The sequence below is a fragment of the Streptomyces sp. NPDC087906 genome (assembly GCF_055584925.1).
Window position 1 is genome coordinate 114,290 of the sequence record NZ_JBVJLC010000016.1, and the last position, 16,998, is coordinate 131,287.

The 16,998-nt window shown below is 69.6% G+C and carries 14 protein-coding genes; 13 read left to right on the forward strand and 1 reads right to left on the reverse strand.

Annotation, left to right across the window (positions count from 1 at the left end; genetic code table 11):
• Nucleotides 1-7: 7 nt before the first annotated feature.
• Genes ACZ63I_RS32460 through nuoN form a run of 13 tightly spaced genes read left to right on the forward strand, consistent with a single transcriptional unit; the run spans nucleotide 8 to nucleotide 15,672 of the window.
• A complete protein-coding gene (locus tag ACZ63I_RS32460; RefSeq protein WP_041985945.1) occupies nucleotides 8-562 on the forward strand; it encodes a NuoB/complex I 20 kDa subunit family protein in 555 nt (184 codons plus the stop codon).
• Nucleotides 559-1,317, forward strand: coding sequence for an NADH-quinone oxidoreductase subunit C (locus ACZ63I_RS32465; RefSeq protein WP_469342900.1), 759 nt, complete (start codon nucleotides 559-561; stop codon nucleotides 1,315-1,317). The genes ACZ63I_RS32460 and ACZ63I_RS32465 overlap by 4 nt, the downstream gene beginning before the upstream one ends.
• Nucleotides 1,317-2,648: an NADH-quinone oxidoreductase subunit D gene (locus ACZ63I_RS32470; RefSeq protein ID WP_469342901.1), complete on the forward strand. Its 1,332-nt coding sequence runs from the start codon at nucleotides 1,317-1,319 to the stop codon at nucleotides 2,646-2,648. Before ACZ63I_RS32465 ends, ACZ63I_RS32470 begins: the two co-directional genes overlap by 1 nt.
• Nucleotides 2,645-3,505, forward strand: coding sequence for an NADH-quinone oxidoreductase subunit NuoE (nuoE, locus tag ACZ63I_RS32475; RefSeq protein ID WP_469342903.1), 861 nt, complete (start codon nucleotides 2,645-2,647; stop codon nucleotides 3,503-3,505). The genes ACZ63I_RS32470 and nuoE overlap by 4 nt, the downstream gene beginning before the upstream one ends.
• Nucleotides 3,505-4,872 (forward strand): NADH-quinone oxidoreductase subunit NuoF, encoded by a 1,368-nt coding sequence (gene nuoF / locus ACZ63I_RS32480; protein WP_469342904.1) that lies wholly within the window; start codon nucleotides 3,505-3,507, stop codon nucleotides 4,870-4,872. The genes nuoE and nuoF overlap by 1 nt, the downstream gene beginning before the upstream one ends.
• Nucleotides 4,869-7,376, forward strand: a complete 2,508-nt coding sequence (locus ACZ63I_RS32485; RefSeq protein WP_469342905.1) for an NADH-quinone oxidoreductase subunit G — start codon at nucleotides 4,869-4,871, stop codon at nucleotides 7,374-7,376. Before nuoF ends, ACZ63I_RS32485 begins: the two co-directional genes overlap by 4 nt.
• Nucleotides 7,373-8,773, forward strand: a complete 1,401-nt coding sequence (gene nuoH, locus ACZ63I_RS32490) for an NADH-quinone oxidoreductase subunit NuoH (protein WP_469342907.1) — start codon at nucleotides 7,373-7,375, stop codon at nucleotides 8,771-8,773. The genes ACZ63I_RS32485 and nuoH overlap by 4 nt, the downstream gene beginning before the upstream one ends.
• Nucleotides 8,760-9,413 carry an NADH-quinone oxidoreductase subunit NuoI gene (gene nuoI, locus ACZ63I_RS32495; RefSeq protein WP_469342908.1) on the forward strand — a complete coding sequence of 218 codons (654 nt, stop codon included), beginning with the start codon at nucleotides 8,760-8,762 and terminating at the stop codon, nucleotides 9,411-9,413. Before nuoH ends, nuoI begins: the two co-directional genes overlap by 14 nt.
• Nucleotides 9,410-10,234 (forward strand): NADH-quinone oxidoreductase subunit J, encoded by an 825-nt coding sequence (locus ACZ63I_RS32500; RefSeq protein ID WP_469342909.1) that lies wholly within the window; start codon nucleotides 9,410-9,412, stop codon nucleotides 10,232-10,234. Before nuoI ends, ACZ63I_RS32500 begins: the two co-directional genes overlap by 4 nt.
• On the forward strand, nucleotides 10,231-10,530 hold the full coding sequence (gene nuoK / locus ACZ63I_RS32505) for an NADH-quinone oxidoreductase subunit NuoK (RefSeq protein ID WP_041985918.1): 300 nt from the start codon (nucleotides 10,231-10,233) through the stop codon (nucleotides 10,528-10,530). The genes ACZ63I_RS32500 and nuoK overlap by 4 nt, the downstream gene beginning before the upstream one ends.
• Nucleotides 10,531-10,544: 14 nt before the next feature.
• The gene (gene nuoL / locus ACZ63I_RS32510) at nucleotides 10,545-12,440 is read left to right on the forward strand and encodes an NADH-quinone oxidoreductase subunit L (protein WP_469342910.1); all 1,896 of its coding nucleotides are present in this window, start codon (nucleotides 10,545-10,547) and stop codon (nucleotides 12,438-12,440) included.
• Between the two features lie 5 nt (nucleotides 12,441-12,445).
• A complete protein-coding gene (locus ACZ63I_RS32515) occupies nucleotides 12,446-14,023 on the forward strand; it encodes an NADH-quinone oxidoreductase subunit M (protein ID WP_469342941.1) in 1,578 nt (525 codons plus the stop codon).
• Complete coding sequence (gene nuoN / locus ACZ63I_RS32520; RefSeq protein ID WP_469342912.1) at nucleotides 14,020-15,672, forward strand: NADH-quinone oxidoreductase subunit NuoN; 1,653 nt, start codon at nucleotides 14,020-14,022, stop codon at nucleotides 15,670-15,672. Before ACZ63I_RS32515 ends, nuoN begins: the two co-directional genes overlap by 4 nt.
• Nucleotides 15,673-15,777: 105 nt before the next feature.
• On the opposite strand, the gene fahA is transcribed toward nuoN, so the two are convergent.
• Complete coding sequence (fahA, locus tag ACZ63I_RS32525) at nucleotides 15,778-16,995, reverse strand: fumarylacetoacetase (RefSeq protein WP_469342914.1); 1,218 nt, start codon at nucleotides 16,993-16,995, stop codon at nucleotides 15,778-15,780.
• Nucleotides 16,996-16,998 lie beyond the last annotated feature (3 nt).

Consider the following 16,998-nt stretch of genomic DNA (forward strand, 5'->3'; position numbering starts at 1 on the left):
GCCACCAATGGGACTCGAAGAGAAGCTGCCGAGCGGTTTCCTGCTGACCACCGTCGAACAGGCGCAGGGCTGGGTGCGGAGTTCGTCCATGTTCCCCGCGACCTTCGGCCTTGCCTGCTGTGCCATCGAGATGATGACGACGGGTGCCGGACGGTACGACCTGGCACGGTTCGGGATGGAGGTCTTCCGCGGCTCACCGCGGCAGGCCGACCTGATGATCGTCGCGGGCCGGGTGAGCCAGAAGATGGCGCCCGTGCTGCGGCAGGTCTACGACCAGATGCCCAACCCCAAGTGGGTGATCTCCATGGGGGTCTGCGCCTCGTCGGGCGGGATGTTCAACAACTACGCGATCGTCCAGGGCGTCGACCACGTCGTCCCCGTCGACATCTACCTGCCCGGCTGCCCGCCGCGGCCCGAGATGCTGATGGACGCGATCCTCAAGCTCCACGCGAAGATCAAGGACGGCAAGCTCGGCGTCAACGCCGAGGAAGCCGCCCGCGAGGCGGAGGAAGCGGCCCTCAAGGCCCTCCCCACCATCGAGATGAAGGGGCTGCTGCGGTGACCGACGAGCAGCGAGCCGCCGAAGCGGCGAACGGGTCCGGGCAGAACGGATCCGGCGGCAACGTTCCCTCCGAGCGGAACCAGGCCGGCGAGGTCATCCGGGTCAAGCGGGGGATGTTCGGCGCCGAGAACGGCGGCGACACGTCCGGCTACGGCGGACTCGTCAGGCCCGTGGCCCTCCCGGGCGCCTCGTCGCGCCCGTACGGCGGCAAGGACGGCGTCTTCGACGAGATCGCCGACGAACTCGAAGGCGCCCTCGACGAGCAGGGGCTCCTGCCCGAGAACGCCATCGAGAAGACGGTCGTCGACCGCGACGAGTTGACCTTCCACATCGCCCGCGAGCATCTGGTCCAGGTCGCGCGCACCCTGCGCGACGACCCGGCGCTGCGCTTCGAGCTGTGTACGGGGGTGTCGGGCGTCCACTACCTCGGCGACAAGGGCCGCGAGCTGCACGCCGTGTACCACCTGCGCTCGATCACCCACAGCCGGCTGATCCGCCTTGAGGTGTCGGCCCCCGACGCCGACCCGCACGTCCCGTCCCTGGTCGAGATCTATCCGACCAACGACTGGCACGAGCGCGAGACGTACGACTTCTTCGGCCTGATCTTCGACGGTCACCCGGCCCTGACCCGGATCATGATGCCGGACGACTGGCAGGGCTTCCCGCAGCGCAAGGACTATCCGCTCGGCGGTATCGCCGTCGAGTACAAGGGCGCCCAGATCCCGGCTCCGGACCAGCGGAGGTCGTACTCCTGATGTCAACTCCCCAAGCTCCGCACGCGACTCCCCGCGCCACGACCGAGGGCACCGTCTACACGGTCACCGGCGGCGACTGGGACGAGGTCGTCGAATCGGCGGTCAAGAGCGACGACGAGCGGATCGTCGTCAACATGGGCCCGCAGCACCCGTCCACGCACGGCGTGCTGCGGCTGATCCTGGAGATCGACGGCGAGACCGTCACCGAGGCCCGCTGCGGCATCGGCTATCTGCACACCGGGATCGAGAAGAACCTCGAATACCGCACGTGGACGCAGGGCACCACGTTCGTCACGCGCATGGACTACCTGACGTCGTTCTTCAACGAGACGGCGTACTGCCTCGGCGTGGAGAAGCTCCTCGGCATCGAGGACCAGATCCCGGACCGGGCCACCGCCATCCGCGTCCTGCTGATGGAGCTGAACCGGCTCTCCTCGCACCTGGTCGCCATCGCCACCGGCGGTATGGAGCTCGGCGCGACCACGATCATGATCTACGGCTTCCGCGATCGTGAACTGATTCTCGACGCCTACGAGCTGATCACCGGGCTGCGGATGAACCACGCGTTCATCCGCCCCGGCGGCCTCGCCCAGGACCTGCCGGCGGGCGCCGTCGACCATCTGCGCGAGATGCTCAAGACGCTCCGCAAGAACCTGCCGGAGTACGACAAGCTCGCCACCGGCAACCCCATCTTCAAGGCCCGTATGCAGGACGTCGGTTACCTCGACCTGGCGGGCTGCATGGCGCTCGGCGCGACGGGGCCGATCCTGCGGGCCGCCGGACTCCCGCACGACCTGCGCAAGTCTGACCCGTACTGCGGCTACGAGACGTACGACTTCGAGATCCCGACCGCCGAGACCTGCGACTCCTACGGCCGCTTCCTGATCCGACTTGAGGAGATGCGGCAGTCGCTGCGGGTCGTCGAGCAGGTCCTGGACCGGCTCGAACCCGGCCCGGTCATGGTCGCCGACAAGAAGATCGCCTGGCCGGCGCAGCTCGCGCTCGGCCCGGACGGGCTCGGCAACTCGCTCGACCACATCAAGAACATCATGGGCACGTCCATGGAGGCTCTGATCCACCACTTCAAACTGGTGACGGAGGGCTTCCGCGTCCCGGCGGGACAGGCGTACGCGGCGGTCGAGTCGCCGAAGGGCGAACTCGGCGCGCACGTCGTCTCCGACGGGGGCACGCGCCCGTACCGGGTCCACTTCAGGGACCCGTCCTTCACCAATCTCCAGGCCATGGCCGCGATGTGCGAGGGCGGCCAGGTCGCCGACGTCATCGTCGCTGTCGCGTCCATCGACCCCGTGATGGGAGGCGTCGACCGATGACGACCACACCCGCCAACTCCGAGGTCAGCCTGGGGATGCCCCAGCTACCCGCCCCGGACTTCCCGGCCGACGTGCGGGCCAGGCTGGAGACCGACGCGCGGGAGATCATCGCGCGCTACCCGGGCTCCAGGTCGGCGCTGCTGCCGCTGCTGCACCTCGTGCAGTCGGAGGAGGGCTACGTCTCCCGTACCGGCATGGCGTTCTGCGCCGACCAGCTCGGCCTGACGACCGCCGAGGTCACGGCCGTCGCGACCTTCTACACCATGTACCGGCGCAAGCCGAGCGGTGACTACCAGGTCGGCGTCTGCACCAACACGCTCTGCGCGGTGATGGGCGGCGACGCCATCTTCGACGAGCTGAAGCAGCACCTCGGGGTCGGCAACGACGAGACCACCGAGGACGGCAAGGTCACCCTCGAACACATCGAGTGCAACGCGGCCTGCGACTTCGCCCCCGTGGTGATGGTCAACTGGGAGTTCTTCGACAACCAGACGCCGGACAGCGCCAAGCAGCTCGTCGACGACCTGCGCGAGGGCCGTCCCGTGTCACCCACCCGCGGCGCGCCGCTGTGCACGTACAAGGAGACGGCCAGGATCCTCGCCGGGTTCCCCGACGAGCGCCCCGGCGCCGTCGCGGCCACCGGCGGCGCGGGACCCGCCTCCCTGGCCGGCCTGCGGCTCGCCAGGGGCGAGGGCCCCCAGCGCGTCGTGTCGCCGCGCGGCGGGGACGACACGGGCGCCCCCAAGGACGCGGCGCAGCCCGGCTCCCAGCACCTCAGCTCGCACGACGCACCGCAGGACACCTCGGCCTCCGACCCCGCGCACCCCGCAGGGCCCGCGGCCGAGGAGGGGGAGTGATGACGACCATGCCGACCGAAGTCGACCAGCAGGGCACCAGCCCGGAGAAACTCCTGGCACCTGTCCTGTCCGCGTTCTGGGACCAGCCGGACTCCTGGACGCTGGACACCTACCAGCGGCACGACGGCTACGAGGGGCTGAAGAAGGCCCTCGCGATGTCCCCCGACGACCTCATCGCGTACGTCAAGGACGCGGGTCTGCGCGGCCGCGGCGGCGCCGGCTTCCCGACCGGGATGAAGTGGCAGTTCATCCCGCAGGGCGACGGCAAGCCGCACTACCTCGTCGTCAACGCCGACGAGTCGGAGCCCGGCACCTGCAAGGACATGCCGCTCCTCTTCGCCAACCCGCACTCCCTCATCGAGGGCATCGTGATCGCCTGCTACGCGATCCGCTCCTCGCTCGCCTTCATCTACGTACGCGGCGAGGTCGTACCGGTCCTGCGCAGGCTGCACGAAGCCGTGCGCGAGGCGTACGAGGCCGGCTACCTCGGCAAGGACATCCTGGGCAGCGGACTCGACCTCGACATCGTCGTGCACGCGGGCGCGGGCGCGTACATCTGCGGTGAGGAAACCGCGCTGCTCGACTCCCTGGAGGGCCGTCGCGGACAGCCCAGGCTGCGTCCTCCCTTCCCCGCGGTCGCGGGGCTCTACGCATGCCCCACCGTCGTGAACAACGTGGAGTCCATCGCGTCCGTTCCCGCGATCCTGCAGCGCGGCAAGGACTGGTTCAAATCGATGGGCAGCGAGAAGTCCCCGGGCTTCACGCTCTACTCGCTCAGCGGCCATGTCGCCAACCCCGGCCAGTACGAGGGCCCGCTCGGGCTCACCCTGCGCCAGCTCCTCGACATGGGCGGCGGCATCAGGGCGGGCCACCGGCTCAAGTTCTGGACGCCGGGCGGCTCTTCGACCCCGATGTTCACCGAGGAGCACCTCGACGTCGCCCTGGACTACGAGGGCGTCGGCGCCGCCGGATCCATGCTCGGCACCAAGGCGCTCCAGTGCTTCGACGAGACGACCTGCGTCGTAAGGGCCGTCACCCGCTGGACCGAGTTCTACGCCCACGAGTCCTGCGGCAAGTGCACGCCGTGCCGTGAAGGCACCTACTGGCTCGTCCAGTTGCTGCGCGACATCGAGGCGGGCAAGGGCCAGATGTCCGACCTGGACAAGCTGAACGACATCGCCGACACGATCAACGGCAAGTCGTTCTGCGCGCTCGGCGACGGCGCCGCCGCCCCGATCTTCTCCTCGCTCAAGTACTTCCGCGAGGAGTACGAGCAGCACATCACCGGCAAGGGCTGCCCCCTCGACCCCGCGAAGTCCACCGTGTGGGCAGACCAGCACAACCCGCACCTGGAGGTGAACGCATGACAGTCACCACGTCCGCTCCCTCCGGCGGCGGCGAGGCGGCGGTCCCGCCGGAAGATCTCGTCTCGCTGACGATCGACGGCATCGAGATCTCCGTCCCCAAGGGGACCCTGGTGATCCGCGCCGCCGAACTGCTCGGCATCGAGATCCCGCGCTTCTGCGACCATCCGCTGCTCGACCCGGTCGGCGCCTGCCGGCAGTGCATCGTGGAGGTCGAGGGCCAGCGCAAGCCGATGGCCTCCTGCACGATCACCTGCACCGACGGCATGGTCGTCAAGTCGCAGCTCTCGTCGCCCGTCGCGGAGAAGGCCCAGCGCGGGGTGATGGAGCTGCTGCTCATCAACCACCCGCTGGACTGCCCGGTCTGCGACAAGGGCGGCGAATGCCCGCTGCAGAACCAGGCCATGCAGGTCGGCGACCCGGACACCCGGTTCGAAGGGCGCAAGCGCACCTACGAGAAGCCGGTACCGATCTCGACCCAGGTGCTGCTCGACCGCGAGCGCTGCGTGCTGTGCGCCCGCTGCACCCGGTTCTCCAACCAGGTCGCGGGCGACCCGATGATCGAGCTGATCGAGCGCGGCGCGCTGGAGCAGGTCGGCACCGGCGAGGGCGACCCGTTCGCCTCGTACTTCTCCGGCAACACCATTCAGATCTGCCCGGTCGGCGCGCTGACATCGGCGGCGTACCGGTTCCGCTCACGCCCCTTCGACCTGGTGTCGTCGCCGAGCGTCTGCGAGCACTGCGCGGGCGGTTGCGCGACCCGCACCGACCACCGGCGCGGCAAGGTCATGCGGCGGCTGGCCGCCGACGACCCCGAGGTCAACGAGGAGTGGATCTGCGACAAGGGCCGGTTCGGCTTCCGCTACGCGCAGAAGCCCGACCGGCTCACCACCCCGCTGGTACGCGGCGAGGACGGCGTCCTGGCACCCGCGAGCTGGCCCGAGGCGCTGGAGGCCGCCGCCCGCGGTCTCGCGGCGGCGCGCGGCCGGGCCGGGGTGCTGACCGGGGGCCGGCTCACCGTCGAGGACGCCTACGCGTACGCGAAGTTCGCGCGGATCGCCCTCGAAACCAACGACATCGACTTCCGCGCGCGCGTGCACAGCAGCGAGGAGGCCGACTTCCTGGCGTCGCAGGTCGCGGGCCGCGGCCACGACCTGGACGGTACGGGCGTCACCAACGCCAAGCTGGAGAAGGCCCCGGCCGTCCTGCTCGTCGGGTTCGAGTCCGAGGAGGAGGCGCCCGGCGTCTTCCTGCGGCTGCGCAAGGCGTACCGCAAGCACGGCCAGCGGACCTTCTCGCTCGCCACGCACGCGACGCCAGGACTGGCGAAGGCGGGCGGCACGCTGCTGCCCGCGGCGCCCGGCACCGAGACCGAGTGGCTGGAGGCGCTCGCCTCCGGCACCGGACTCGACGGCGACGGCGCACAGGCGTCCGAGGCGCTGCGCGCGCCCGGCGCCGTGATCATCGTCGGCGAGCGGCTCGCCGCTGTGCCCGGCGGGCTGACCGCCGCGGCCAAGGCGGCGACGGCGGCCGGCGCGTATCTCGTCTGGATCCCGCGCAGGGCGGGTGAGCGCGGCGCCGTCGAGGCGGGCGCGCTGCCGTCGCTGCTGCCCGGCGGCCGTCCCGCCACCGACCCGCGGGCCCGCGAGGAGACCGCGGCCGTCTGGGGCGTACGCGAACTGCCGCACAGCTACGGCCGCGACACGGGCCAGATCGTCGAGGCCGCCAGGACCGGCGAACTCGGCGCGCTGCTCGTCGCGGGCGTCGAGGTGGCCGACCTGCCGGACCCGGCGGGCGCGCTGGCCGCGCTGGACGCCGTCGGATTCCTCGTCTCGCTCGAACTGCGGCCCAGCGAGGTCACCGACCGCGCCGATGTCGTGTTCCCCGTCGCGGCCGTACCGGAGAAGCCCGGTACGTTCCTCAACTGGGAAGGCAGGGCGCGGCTGTTCGAGGCGGCGCTCAAGCCCGAGCAGATGACGAGGCAGCTCGCGCCGAGCGACGCGCGGGTGCTGCACATGCTCGCCGACACCCTCGACGTGCACTTCGCCCTCCCCGACCTGCGGTCCGTACGGGCCGAGTTGGACCGGCTGGGCGGCTGGGACGGAGCACGCGCCGGTACGCCGGCCGAGTCGGCCGTTCCCGTGCCGCGCCCCGGCGACGGCGAGGCGGTCCTCGCTGGCCACCGGCTGCTGCTCGACCAGGGCAAGCTCCAGGAGGGCGACGAGGCCCTGGCCGGTACCCGGCACGAGGCGGTCGCGCGGCTCTCCGCGACGACGGCCGCCGAGACCGGCGTCAAGGACGGCGGCGCGCTGACGGTGACCGGCCCGGCCGGCGCCGTGACGCTGCCGCTGCGGGTGACGGCGATGCCCGACCGGGTCGTGTGGCTGCCGCTGAACTCCACGGGCGGCGGTGTCCTCGCCGACACCGGTTCCCGCCCGGGAACGCTGGTCCGTATCGGCCCGGCCGCGCAGGAAGCGGCCACCCCCGCACCGGAGGTGCGCGCATGACCGCCTTCGCCCAACTCGCGACGGCACCGCAGACCGTGCTCGCAGCGGAGGACCTGTCGCTGTTCGGCCGCGACCCGTGGTGGCTCGTCGTCGTCAAGGCCGTCTTCTGCTTCGCGTTCCTGATGGTGAACGTGCTGTTCGCCATCGTCTGGGAGCGCAAGGTCGTCGCCTGGATGCAGCTCCGCATCGGCCCGAACCGGCACGGCCCCTGGGGCATGCTCCAGTCGCTCGCCGACGGCGCGAAGCTGATGTTCAAGGAAGACATCATCGTCAAGCGCGCCGACAAGGTCGTCTACATCATCGCGCCGGTCATCGCCGCGATCCCGGCCTTCATGGCGATCGCCGTGATCCCGTTCGGCCCCTCGGGCAACGAGGTCTCGATCTTCGGCCACCGCACAACGATGCAGCTCACCGACCTGCCGATCGCGATGCTGTACATCCTCGCCGTCGCCTCGGTCGGTATCTACGGCATCGTCCTGGCCGGCTGGTCGTCGGGCTCGACGTACCCGCTGCTCGGCGGACTCCGCTCCTGCGCGCAGATGATCTCGTACGAGATCGCCATGGGCGCGGCCTTCGCGTCGGTGTTCCTCTACTCGGGGTCGATGTCGACCTCGGCGATCGTGGACGCCCAGCAGGACCGCTGGTACATCCTGCTGCTGCCGGTCTCCTTCATCATCTACATCATCACGATGGTGGGCGAGACCAACCGCGCCCCGTTCGACATGCCGGAGTCCGAGGGCGACCTGGTCGGCGGCTTCAACACCGAGTACTCGTCGATCAAGTTCGCGATGTTCATGCTCGCCGAGTACGTCAACATGATCACCGTGTCGGCCGTCTCCGCCACGCTCTTCCTGGGCGGCTGGCGCGCGCCGTGGCCGATCTCCACCTTCTGGGAGGGCGCCAACCACGGCTGGTGGCCGATCCTCTGGTTCGTCCTGAAGGTGCAGCTCCTGCTGTTCGGCTTCATCTGGCTGCGCGGCACGCTGCCGCGCGTGCGCTACGACCAGTTGATGAAGCTCGGCTGGAAGGTCCTGATCCCGGTCTCGGTGGTCTGGCTGATGCTCGTCGCGACGGTGCGCGCGCTGCGCAACGAGAACTACGGCTTCACCTCGATCCTGTTGTACGTCGCGGGCGCGATCATCGTGATCCTGCTGCTCTCCTTCGTCGTGGACATGTTCCGCAACAAACAGGAGAGGGAGGCGGCGGCGAGAGAGCCCGAGACGCCCGCCTTCGACCCGATGGCCGGCGGTTATCCCGTGCCACCGCTGCCGGGACAGGCGCTGCCGCCCGTGCCGCGCAGGACTCCGCGCCGTGAGCGCGAGCTGATTGTCAGTGGCGGGGTCAATACTGTGAGTGACGGAACTGAGAGTGACGGAAAGGAGGATGGCGGTGTCTGACGAGTCTTCGCAGGGGGGGACCCCGAGCGCCCCCCGGAATCCTGTGGCCGGCTTCGGCGTGACCTTCAAGGCCATGTTCAAGAAGCGGCTGACGGAGCAGTACCCGGAGCAGCAGAAGGTGACAGCGCCGCGCTTCCACGGCCGTCACCAGCTCAACCGGCATCCGGACGGCCTGGAGAAGTGCATCGGCTGCGAGCTGTGCGCCTGGGCGTGCCCGGCGGACGCGATCTATGTGGAGGGCGCCGACAACACGGAGGAGGAGCGCTACTCCCCGGGCGAGCGGTACGGCCGCGTCTACCAGATCAACTACGCGCGCTGCATTCTCTGCGGGCTGTGCATCGAGGCGTGCCCCACCCGGGCGCTCACGATGACCAACGAGTTCGAGCTGGCCGACAGTTCGCGCGAGAACCTGATCTACACCAAGGAGCAGTTGCTCTCGGGTCTTGAGGAGGGCATGGTCGAGTCGCCGCACTCGATCTTCCCCGGCACCGACGAGCAGGACTACTACCGGGGTCTGGTCACGGAGGCCGCGCCCGGCACGGTCCGCCAGGTCGCCCTGACGAAGGGCGAGCGCCCGCAGGAAGGCGCGTCGGACTTCGGTGAGGACGAGCCGGCGTCGAAGAAGGTGATCGGCGAATGAACACCATCGCCGCTGCCGCCTCCACCACCTCGACCGGCGAGGCGGTCCAGTTCTGGATCCTCGGCATCGTCGCCGTGATCGGCGCGCTCTGCACGGTGCTGATGCGCAAGGCCGTGCACAGCGCGCTGTGCCTGGCGGGGACGATGATCATCCTCGCGGTCTTCTACATGGCCAACGGGGCCTACTTCCTCGGCATCGTCCAGATCGTCGTCTACACCGGCGCGATCATGATGCTGTTCCTCTTCGTCGTGATGCTGGTCGGCGTGACAGCGGCCGACTCGCTGACCGAGACCATCAAGGGCCAGCGCGTCTGGGCCGTGGTCTGCGGGCTCGGCTTCGGCATCCTGCTGATCGCCGGTATCGCCAACGCGTCGCTGAAGACCTGGACGGGCACCGGCGGTGCGAACGCCGGGGGGAACGTGCAGGGCCTGGCCCGGCTGATCTTCACCAAGTACGTGTTCGCCTTCGAGATCACCGGTGCGCTGCTGATCACGGCGGCCGTCGGCGCGATGGTGCTCACGCACAAGGAGCGCACCGAACGGGCCAAGACGCAGCGGGAGATGTCCGAGGACCGCATCCGCAGCAAGCAGCTCCCGCCGCTGCCCGCGCCCGGTGTCTACGCCCGGCACAACGCGGTGGACATCGCCGGGCTGCTGCCCGACGGCACACCGTCCGAGCTGACCGTCAACAAGACGCTCAGGGGCCGCGGTCAGATCCGCGACGTGTCCGACGAGGCCATCGCCGACCTGAAGGCGCTGGAGCAGCGCTCGAAGGAGCGGCTGGGCCGTGACAACCACGACGAGGAGGAGGTCACGCGATGAGTCCGGTCTACTACCTCTATCTCGCGTCCCTGTTGTTCACCATCGGCGCCGCGGGTGTGCTGATCCGGCGGAACGCGATCGTGGTGTTCATGTGCGTGGAGCTGATGCTCAACGCCTGCAACCTCGCCTTCGTCGCGTTCTCCCGGCTGCACGGCAATCTGGACGGCCAGATCATCGCCTTCTTCACGATGGTCGTCGCCGCCGCGGAGGTCGTGGTCGGGCTCGCGATCATCGTGTCGCTGTTCCGTTCCCGCCACTCGGCCTCGGTCGACGACGCCAGCCTGATGAAGCTCTGAGGGGTCGCTGAATCGTGGAGAACTTGATTGCGCTGCTCGTCGCGGCGCCCCTGCTCGGAGCTGCCGTCCTGCTGGTCGGCGGCCGCCGGTTCGACCGTCTCGGCCACTGGCTCGGTACGGTGCTGGCAGCCGCCTCCTTCGTGATCGGCGCCGTGCTGTTCACGGACATGCTCGGCAAGAACGCGGACGACCGGGCCCTGCACCAGCACCTGTTCAGTTGGATCCCGGTCGACGGCTTCCAGGCGGACGTCGGCCTCCAGCTCGACCAGTTGTCGATGACGTTCGTGCTGCTGATCACGGGTGTCGGCACCCTGATCCACATCTACTCCGTCGGGTACATGGAGCACGACGAGCGGCGCCGCCGCTTCTTCGGCTATCTGAACCTGTTCCTCGCGGCGATGCTGATCCTCGTCCTCGCGGACAACTTCCTGCTGCTGTACGTCGGCTGGGAGGGCGTCGGTCTCGCCTCGTACCTGCTCATCGGCTTCTGGCAGCACAAGCCCAGCGCCGCCACGGCGGCCAAGAAGGCGTTCCTGGTCAACAGGGTCGGCGACATGGGCCTGTCGATCGCGATCATGCTGATGTTCACCACCTTCGGCACCTTCGCCTTCGGCCCGGTCTTCGCCGCCGCCGACAACGCGACCGAGGGCAAGCTGACGGCGATCGGCCTGATGCTGCTGCTGGCCGCCTGCGGCAAGTCGGCCCAGGTGCCGCTGCAGTCCTGGCTCGGTGACGCGATGGAGGGCCCGACCCCGGTCTCGGCCCTGATCCACGCGGCGACGATGGTGACGGCGGGCGTCTATCTGATCACCCGCTCCGGAGTCATCTTCAACGCGGCCCCGGACGCCCAGGTGGTGGTCGTGGTCGTCGGCGCTGTGACGCTCCTGTTCGGTGCGATCGTCGGTTGCGCGAAGGACGACATCAAGAAGGCCCTCGCGGGTTCGACGATGTCGCAGATCGGCTACATGATCCTCGCCGCCGGGCTCGGCCCGATCGGCTACGTCTTCGCGATCATGCACCTGGTGACGCACGGCTTCTTCAAGGCCGGCCTCTTCCTCGGCGCCGGATCGGTCATGCACGGCATGAACGACGAGGTCGACATGAGGAAGTACGGCGGCCTGTGGCGCAAGATGCCGATCACCTTCGTCACCTTCGGCCTCGGCTATCTGGCGATCATCGGCTTCCCCGGTCTCTCCGGCTTCTTCTCCAAGGACAAGATCATCGAGGCGGCCTTCGCCAAGGGCGGTACGGAAGGCTGGATCCTCGGCGCCGTCACCCTGCTGGGCGCCGGGATCACCGCCTTCTACATGACGCGCGTGATGCTGATGACGTTCTTCGGCGAGAAGCGCTGGCAGCCCGACGCCGAAGGCCACGAGCCGCATCCGCACGAGTCGCCGAAGTCCATGACGGTCCCCATGATCGTCCTGGCGGTCGGCTCGGTCGGCGCCGGTGCCTTCTTCTCCATCGGCAGCCGGTTCCTGCACTGGCTGGAGCCCGTCACCGGGCACAGCGAGGGCGACTCCCCGGTCAGCGCGGCGGCCGTCACCACGGCGACGCTCGTCCTGCTGGTCGTCGGCGCCGGTATCGCCTGGCTGATGTACGGGCGCAGGCCCGTCCCCGCGCTCGCGCCGCGCGGCTCGCTCGTCACCCGCGCCGCCCGCCGCGATCTCCTCCAGGACGACTTCAACCATGTGGTCCTGGTCCGCGGCGGCGAGCACCTCACCCGCTCCCTGGTGTACGTCGACCACACGCTGGTCGACGGGGTGGTCAACGGCACCGCGGCGTCGTTCGGCGGGCTCTCCGGCCGGCTGCGCAAGCTGCAGAACGGCTACGCCCGCTCCTATGCGGTCTCGATGTTCGGAGGTACGGCAGTGATCATCGCCGCGACCCTGCTGATGAGGGCGGTGTGACGGACATGTCGTTCCCCTTCCTGACGGTGACGGCCGCGCTTCCCGCGGTCGGCGCCATCGCCACGGCGGCCGTACCGGCCGCCCGGCGCACCGCGGCCAAGTGGCTGGCGCTGCTCTTCTCGCTCGCCACGCTCGCGCTGGCGGCCGTCGTACTGGTCCGGTTCGAGCCGGGCGGCGACCGCTACCAGCTCGTCGAGTCGCACGCCTGGATCAAGGACTTCGGTGTCCGGTACGAACTGGGCGTGGACGGCATCGGGGTGGCGCTCATGGCGCTCACCGCGCTGCTGATCCCGTTCGTGATACTGGCCGGCTGGCATGACGCCGACCCGCTGGAGGACGCGGCGCCCAACCGCCGCTGGCGGCCCACCCAGGGCTTCTTCGCGCTGATCCTGATGGTCGAGGCGATGGTGATCCTCTCCTTCGAGGCCACCGACGTCTTCCTCTTCTACATCCTCTTCGAAGCGATGCTCATCCCGATGTACTTCCTCATCGGGGGCTTCGGCGACCGGGCCCACGCAGGCGGGGACGAGGCGGCGGCGACCCAGCGGTCGTACGCGGCCGTGAAGTTCCTCCTCTACAACCTGGTCGGCGGGCTGATCATGCTGGCCGCCGTCATCGGCGTCTACGTCGTCGCCGGGACGTTCTCGCTCTCCGAGATCGTGGAGGCGCGGGCCAACGGCAGCCTGTCCATGGCGACCAGCACCGAACGGTGGCTGTTCCTCGGCTTCTTCTTCGCCTTCGCGGTGAAGGCGCCGCTGTGGCCGCTGCACACCTGGCTGCCCAACGCGATGGGGGAGTCGACGGCGCCCGTCGCCGTCCTGATCACCGCCGTGGTCGACAAGGTCGGCACGTTCGCGATGCTGCGCTACTGCCTGGGCCTGTTCCCCGAGGCGTCCAAGTGGGCGACCCCGGTGATCCTGGTGCTGGCGCTGATCAGCATCGTCTACGGCGCGCTGCTCGCCGTCGGCCAGCGGGACATCAAGCGGCTGATCGCCTACGCCTCGATCTCGCACTTCGGCTTCATCATCATGGGCATCTTCGCGATGACCAGCCAGGGCCAGTCGGGCGCCACGCTCTACATGGTCAACCACGGGATCTCGACGGCCGCGCTGATGCTGGTGGCCGGCTTCCTGATCTCGCGGCGCGGCTCGCGGCTCATCGCTGACTACGGCGGGGTGCAGAAGGTCGCGCCGATCCTGGCCGGCACCTTCCTGATCGGCGGTCTCGCCACGCTCTCGCTGCCGGGGCTCTCCCCGTTCGTCAGTGAATTCCTGGTCCTGGTCGGCACGTTCAGCAGGTATCCGGTGATCGGCATCATCGCCACCATCGGCATCGTGCTCGCCGCGCTCTACGTGCTCGTCCTCTACCAGCGCACGATGACGGGCCCGGTGAAGGCGTCCGTCCAGGGCATGGCGGACCTGAAGATCCGCGAACTCGTCGTGGTGACCCCGCTGATCGCCCTGCTGCTCTTCCTGGGTGTCTACCCGAAGCCGCTGACCGAGATCATCAACCCGGCGGTGAACCACACCATGTCCGACGTGCACAAGACCGATCCCAAGCCCGAGGTGGAGGCCGCTCCGTGAGTGCGACAGCCGTCCACAGCCTGTGGACAACGACGGCGGCCGTCCCGATCGACAAGATCCCGGCCCCGACCATTGAGTACACGCAGCTCACCCCGGTGCTGATCGTGCTGGGCGCGGCGCTGGTGGGCATCCTCTTCGAGGCGTTCGTGCCGCGCAAGGCGCGCTACTACGCGCAGGTCTTCCTGACCGTGGTCGCGCTCGCCGCGGCCTTCGCCGCCGTGGTCGCGCTCGCCGCCGGCCATTACGGCACGACGAAGGCGCACATCGCGGCCATGGGCGCCATCGCCGTCGACGGCCCGGCGCTGTTCCTGCAGGGCGTGATCCTGCTGACGGGCATCGCCGCCGTGTTCACCTTCGCCGAGCGCAAGCTCGACCCCGAGGCGCACGGCAACCGCACCGACTCCTTCGTCGCCCAGGCCGCCTCGACCCCGGGCAGCGACAGCGAGAAGGCCGCCGTCAAGGCCGGGTTCACCACCACCGAGGTGTTCCCGCTGGTCCTGTTCGCCGTGGCCGGCATGCTGGTCTTCCCCGCGGCCAACGACCTGCTGACGCTGTTCGTCGCGCTGGAGGTCTTCTCCCTCCCGCTGTACCTGCTCTGCGCCCTCGCCCGCCGCAAGCGGCTGATGTCGCAGGAAGCGGCCGTCAAGTACTTCCTGCTGGGCGCCTTCTCCTCGGCGTTCCTGCTGTTCGGCATCGCCCTGCTGTACGGGTACGCGGGCTCCGTCTCGTACTCCCGCATCGCGGAGGTCGTCGACGGCACGGTCACCAACGTCGACCCGGCGCTGGCGAGCACGATGGGCAACGACGCGCTGCTGCTCATCGGCGGCGCGATGATCCTGATGGGGCTGCTCTTCAAGGTCGGCGCCGTCCCGTTCCACATGTGGACCCCGGACGTCTACCAGGGCGCCCCGACGCCGGTCACCGGCTTCATGGCCGCCGCGACCAAGGTGGCCGCCTTCGGCGCGCTGCTGCGGCTGCTCTACGTGGTCCTGCCGGGGCTGCGCTGGGACTGGCGCCCGGTCATGTGGGCCATCGCCATCGTCACGATGCTGGGCGGCGCGATCGTCGCCATCACCCAGACCGACATCAAGCGGCTGCTGGCGTACTCGTCCATCGCGCACGCCGGCTTCATCCTGGCCGGTGTGATCGCCTCCACGCCCGACGGTGTCTCGTCGGTCCTCTTCTACCTCGGCGGGTACTCGTTCGTGACGGTCGGCGCCTTCGCCGTCGTCACACTCGTACGGGACGCGGGCGGCGAGGCGACGCATCTGTCGAAGTGGGCCGGGCTCGGGCGGCGTTCACCCCTGGTGGCCGCGGTCTTCGCGGTCTTCCTGCTGGCCTTCGCCGGTATCCCGCTGACCTCCGGGTTCTCCGGCAAGTTCGCGGTGTTCAAGGCGGCGGCCGACGGCGGGGCCTCAGGACTCGTGGTGGTCGGTGTGATCTCCTCGGCCATTGCCGCGTTCTTCTACATCCGGGTCATCGTGCTGATGTTCTTCAGCGAGCCGAAGGCCGACGGCCCCACGGTCGCCGTCCCCTCGCCGCTGACGATGACGACGATCGCGGTCGGCGTGGCCGTCACGGTCGTGCTGGGCATCGCCCCGCAGTACTTCCTGGACCTGGCGGGCCAGGCGGGGACATTCGTGCGGTAGCCGCCGTACAGCGCGCAGCCGAAGGCCCGGCGCCCCGATGGGGGAGCCGGGCCTTCGCCGTGTCCGTACGCGGGTGTCCGTACGGGGGTGTCCGTACGGGGATGCTCAGACGATCCGTCCGGTCACCTCGCCCAGACCCACCCGCGTCCCGTCGGGACCCGGTGCCCAGGCCGTGATGGTGACCTCGTCGCCGTCCTCCAGGAACGTCCGCTTGCCGCCGGGCAGTTCGAGCGGTTCGCCGCCGTTCCAGGTCAGCTCCAGCAGCGAGCCGCGCTGCGCACGGCCGCTGCCGCTGACCGTGCCCGACGCGAAGACGTCGCCCGTACGCAGCGAGGCGCCGTTGACGGTCATATGGGCCAACTGCTGCGCCGCCGTCCAGTACATGGCGGAGAACGGCGGCTCGGAGACGAGCTGCCCGTTGAGCGCCACGGACATCCGCAGGTCGAAGCCGCCCGGCTCCTCCTCGTCCGTGTCGTCGAGGTACGGCAGCAGCGGCTCCGTACGGGCCGCCGGCGCCACCCGGGCCGCGTCCAGGGCCTCCAGGGGCGTCACCCAGGCGGAGACGGAGGTGGCGAAGGACTTCCCGAGGAACGGGCCGAGCGGCACGTACTCCCACGCCTGGATGTCGCGCGCCGACCAGTCGTTGAGGAGCGAGAGCCCGAAGACATGGTCGCGGAAGGAGGCGAGATCGACCGGGCTGCCCTGCTCGGACGGCACACCCACGACGAAGGCGACCTCCGCCTCGATGTCCAGCTTCACCGAGGGCCCGAAGACCGGCGCCGGGTCGGCGGGCGCCTTGCGCTGGCCCGACGGCCGCTTCACGTCCGTGCCCGAGACGACGACCGTGCCGGCCCTGCCGTGGTAACCGATCGGCAGGTGCTTCCAGTTGACCGGCAGCGCGAGCCCGTCCGGGCGGAAGATCTTGCCGACGTTGGTGGCGTGCTCCTCGCTGGCGTAGAAGTCGACGTAGTCCGCGACCTCGTACGGCAGATGCAGCGTCACCGAGCCGAGCGGGTGCAGCAGCGGCTCTATGTCGGGGCGGTGCGCGGGGACCGTCACCCACGCGGTGAGGGCCCTGCGGACGTCGCGCCAGGCCGTACGCCCGGCCGCCATCAGCGGGTTGAGGCTGGGCCTCGCGAGCAGCGCGGCGTACGGGGAGCCCAGGGCCCGGGCGGCGGCTCCCGCGTCGAGCACGGCATCGCCGATACGGACCCCGACCCGGCGGTGGTCCGGGTCGTCGGGGGTGGAGAACACGCCGTACGGCAGATTGTGCGGGCCGAAGGGATCGCCTTCGGCAGGTTCGAGCGGGCTGTGCTCGGGCATGGT

Excerpts from the sequence above, each read along its gene's own strand:
- ACZ63I_RS32460 (WP_041985945.1), top strand. The coding sequence starts at position 8 with ATGGGACTCGAAGAGAAGCTGCCGAGCGGTTTCCTGCTGACCACCGTC.
- ACZ63I_RS32470 (WP_469342901.1), top strand. The coding sequence starts at position 1,317 with ATGTCAACTCCCCAAGCTCCGCACGCGACTCCCCGCGCCACGACCGAG.
- nuoE (WP_469342903.1), top strand. The coding sequence starts at position 2,645 with ATGACGACCACACCCGCCAACTCCGAGGTCAGCCTGGGGATGCCCCAG.
- nuoF (WP_469342904.1), top strand. The coding sequence starts at position 3,505 with ATGACGACCATGCCGACCGAAGTCGACCAGCAGGGCACCAGCCCGGAG.
- ACZ63I_RS32485 (WP_469342905.1), top strand. The coding sequence starts at position 4,869 with ATGACAGTCACCACGTCCGCTCCCTCCGGCGGCGGCGAGGCGGCGGTC.
- nuoH (WP_469342907.1), top strand. The coding sequence starts at position 7,373 with ATGACCGCCTTCGCCCAACTCGCGACGGCACCGCAGACCGTGCTCGCA.
- nuoI (WP_469342908.1), top strand. The coding sequence starts at position 8,760 with ATGGCGGTGTCTGACGAGTCTTCGCAGGGGGGGACCCCGAGCGCCCCC.
- ACZ63I_RS32500 (WP_469342909.1), top strand. The coding sequence starts at position 9,410 with ATGAACACCATCGCCGCTGCCGCCTCCACCACCTCGACCGGCGAGGCG.
- nuoK (WP_041985918.1), top strand. The coding sequence starts at position 10,231 with ATGAGTCCGGTCTACTACCTCTATCTCGCGTCCCTGTTGTTCACCATC.
- ACZ63I_RS32515 (WP_469342941.1), top strand. The coding sequence starts at position 12,446 with ATGTCGTTCCCCTTCCTGACGGTGACGGCCGCGCTTCCCGCGGTCGGC.
- fahA (WP_469342914.1), bottom strand. The coding sequence starts at position 16,995 with ATGCCCGAGCACAGCCCGCTCGAACCTGCCGAAGGCGATCCCTTCGGC.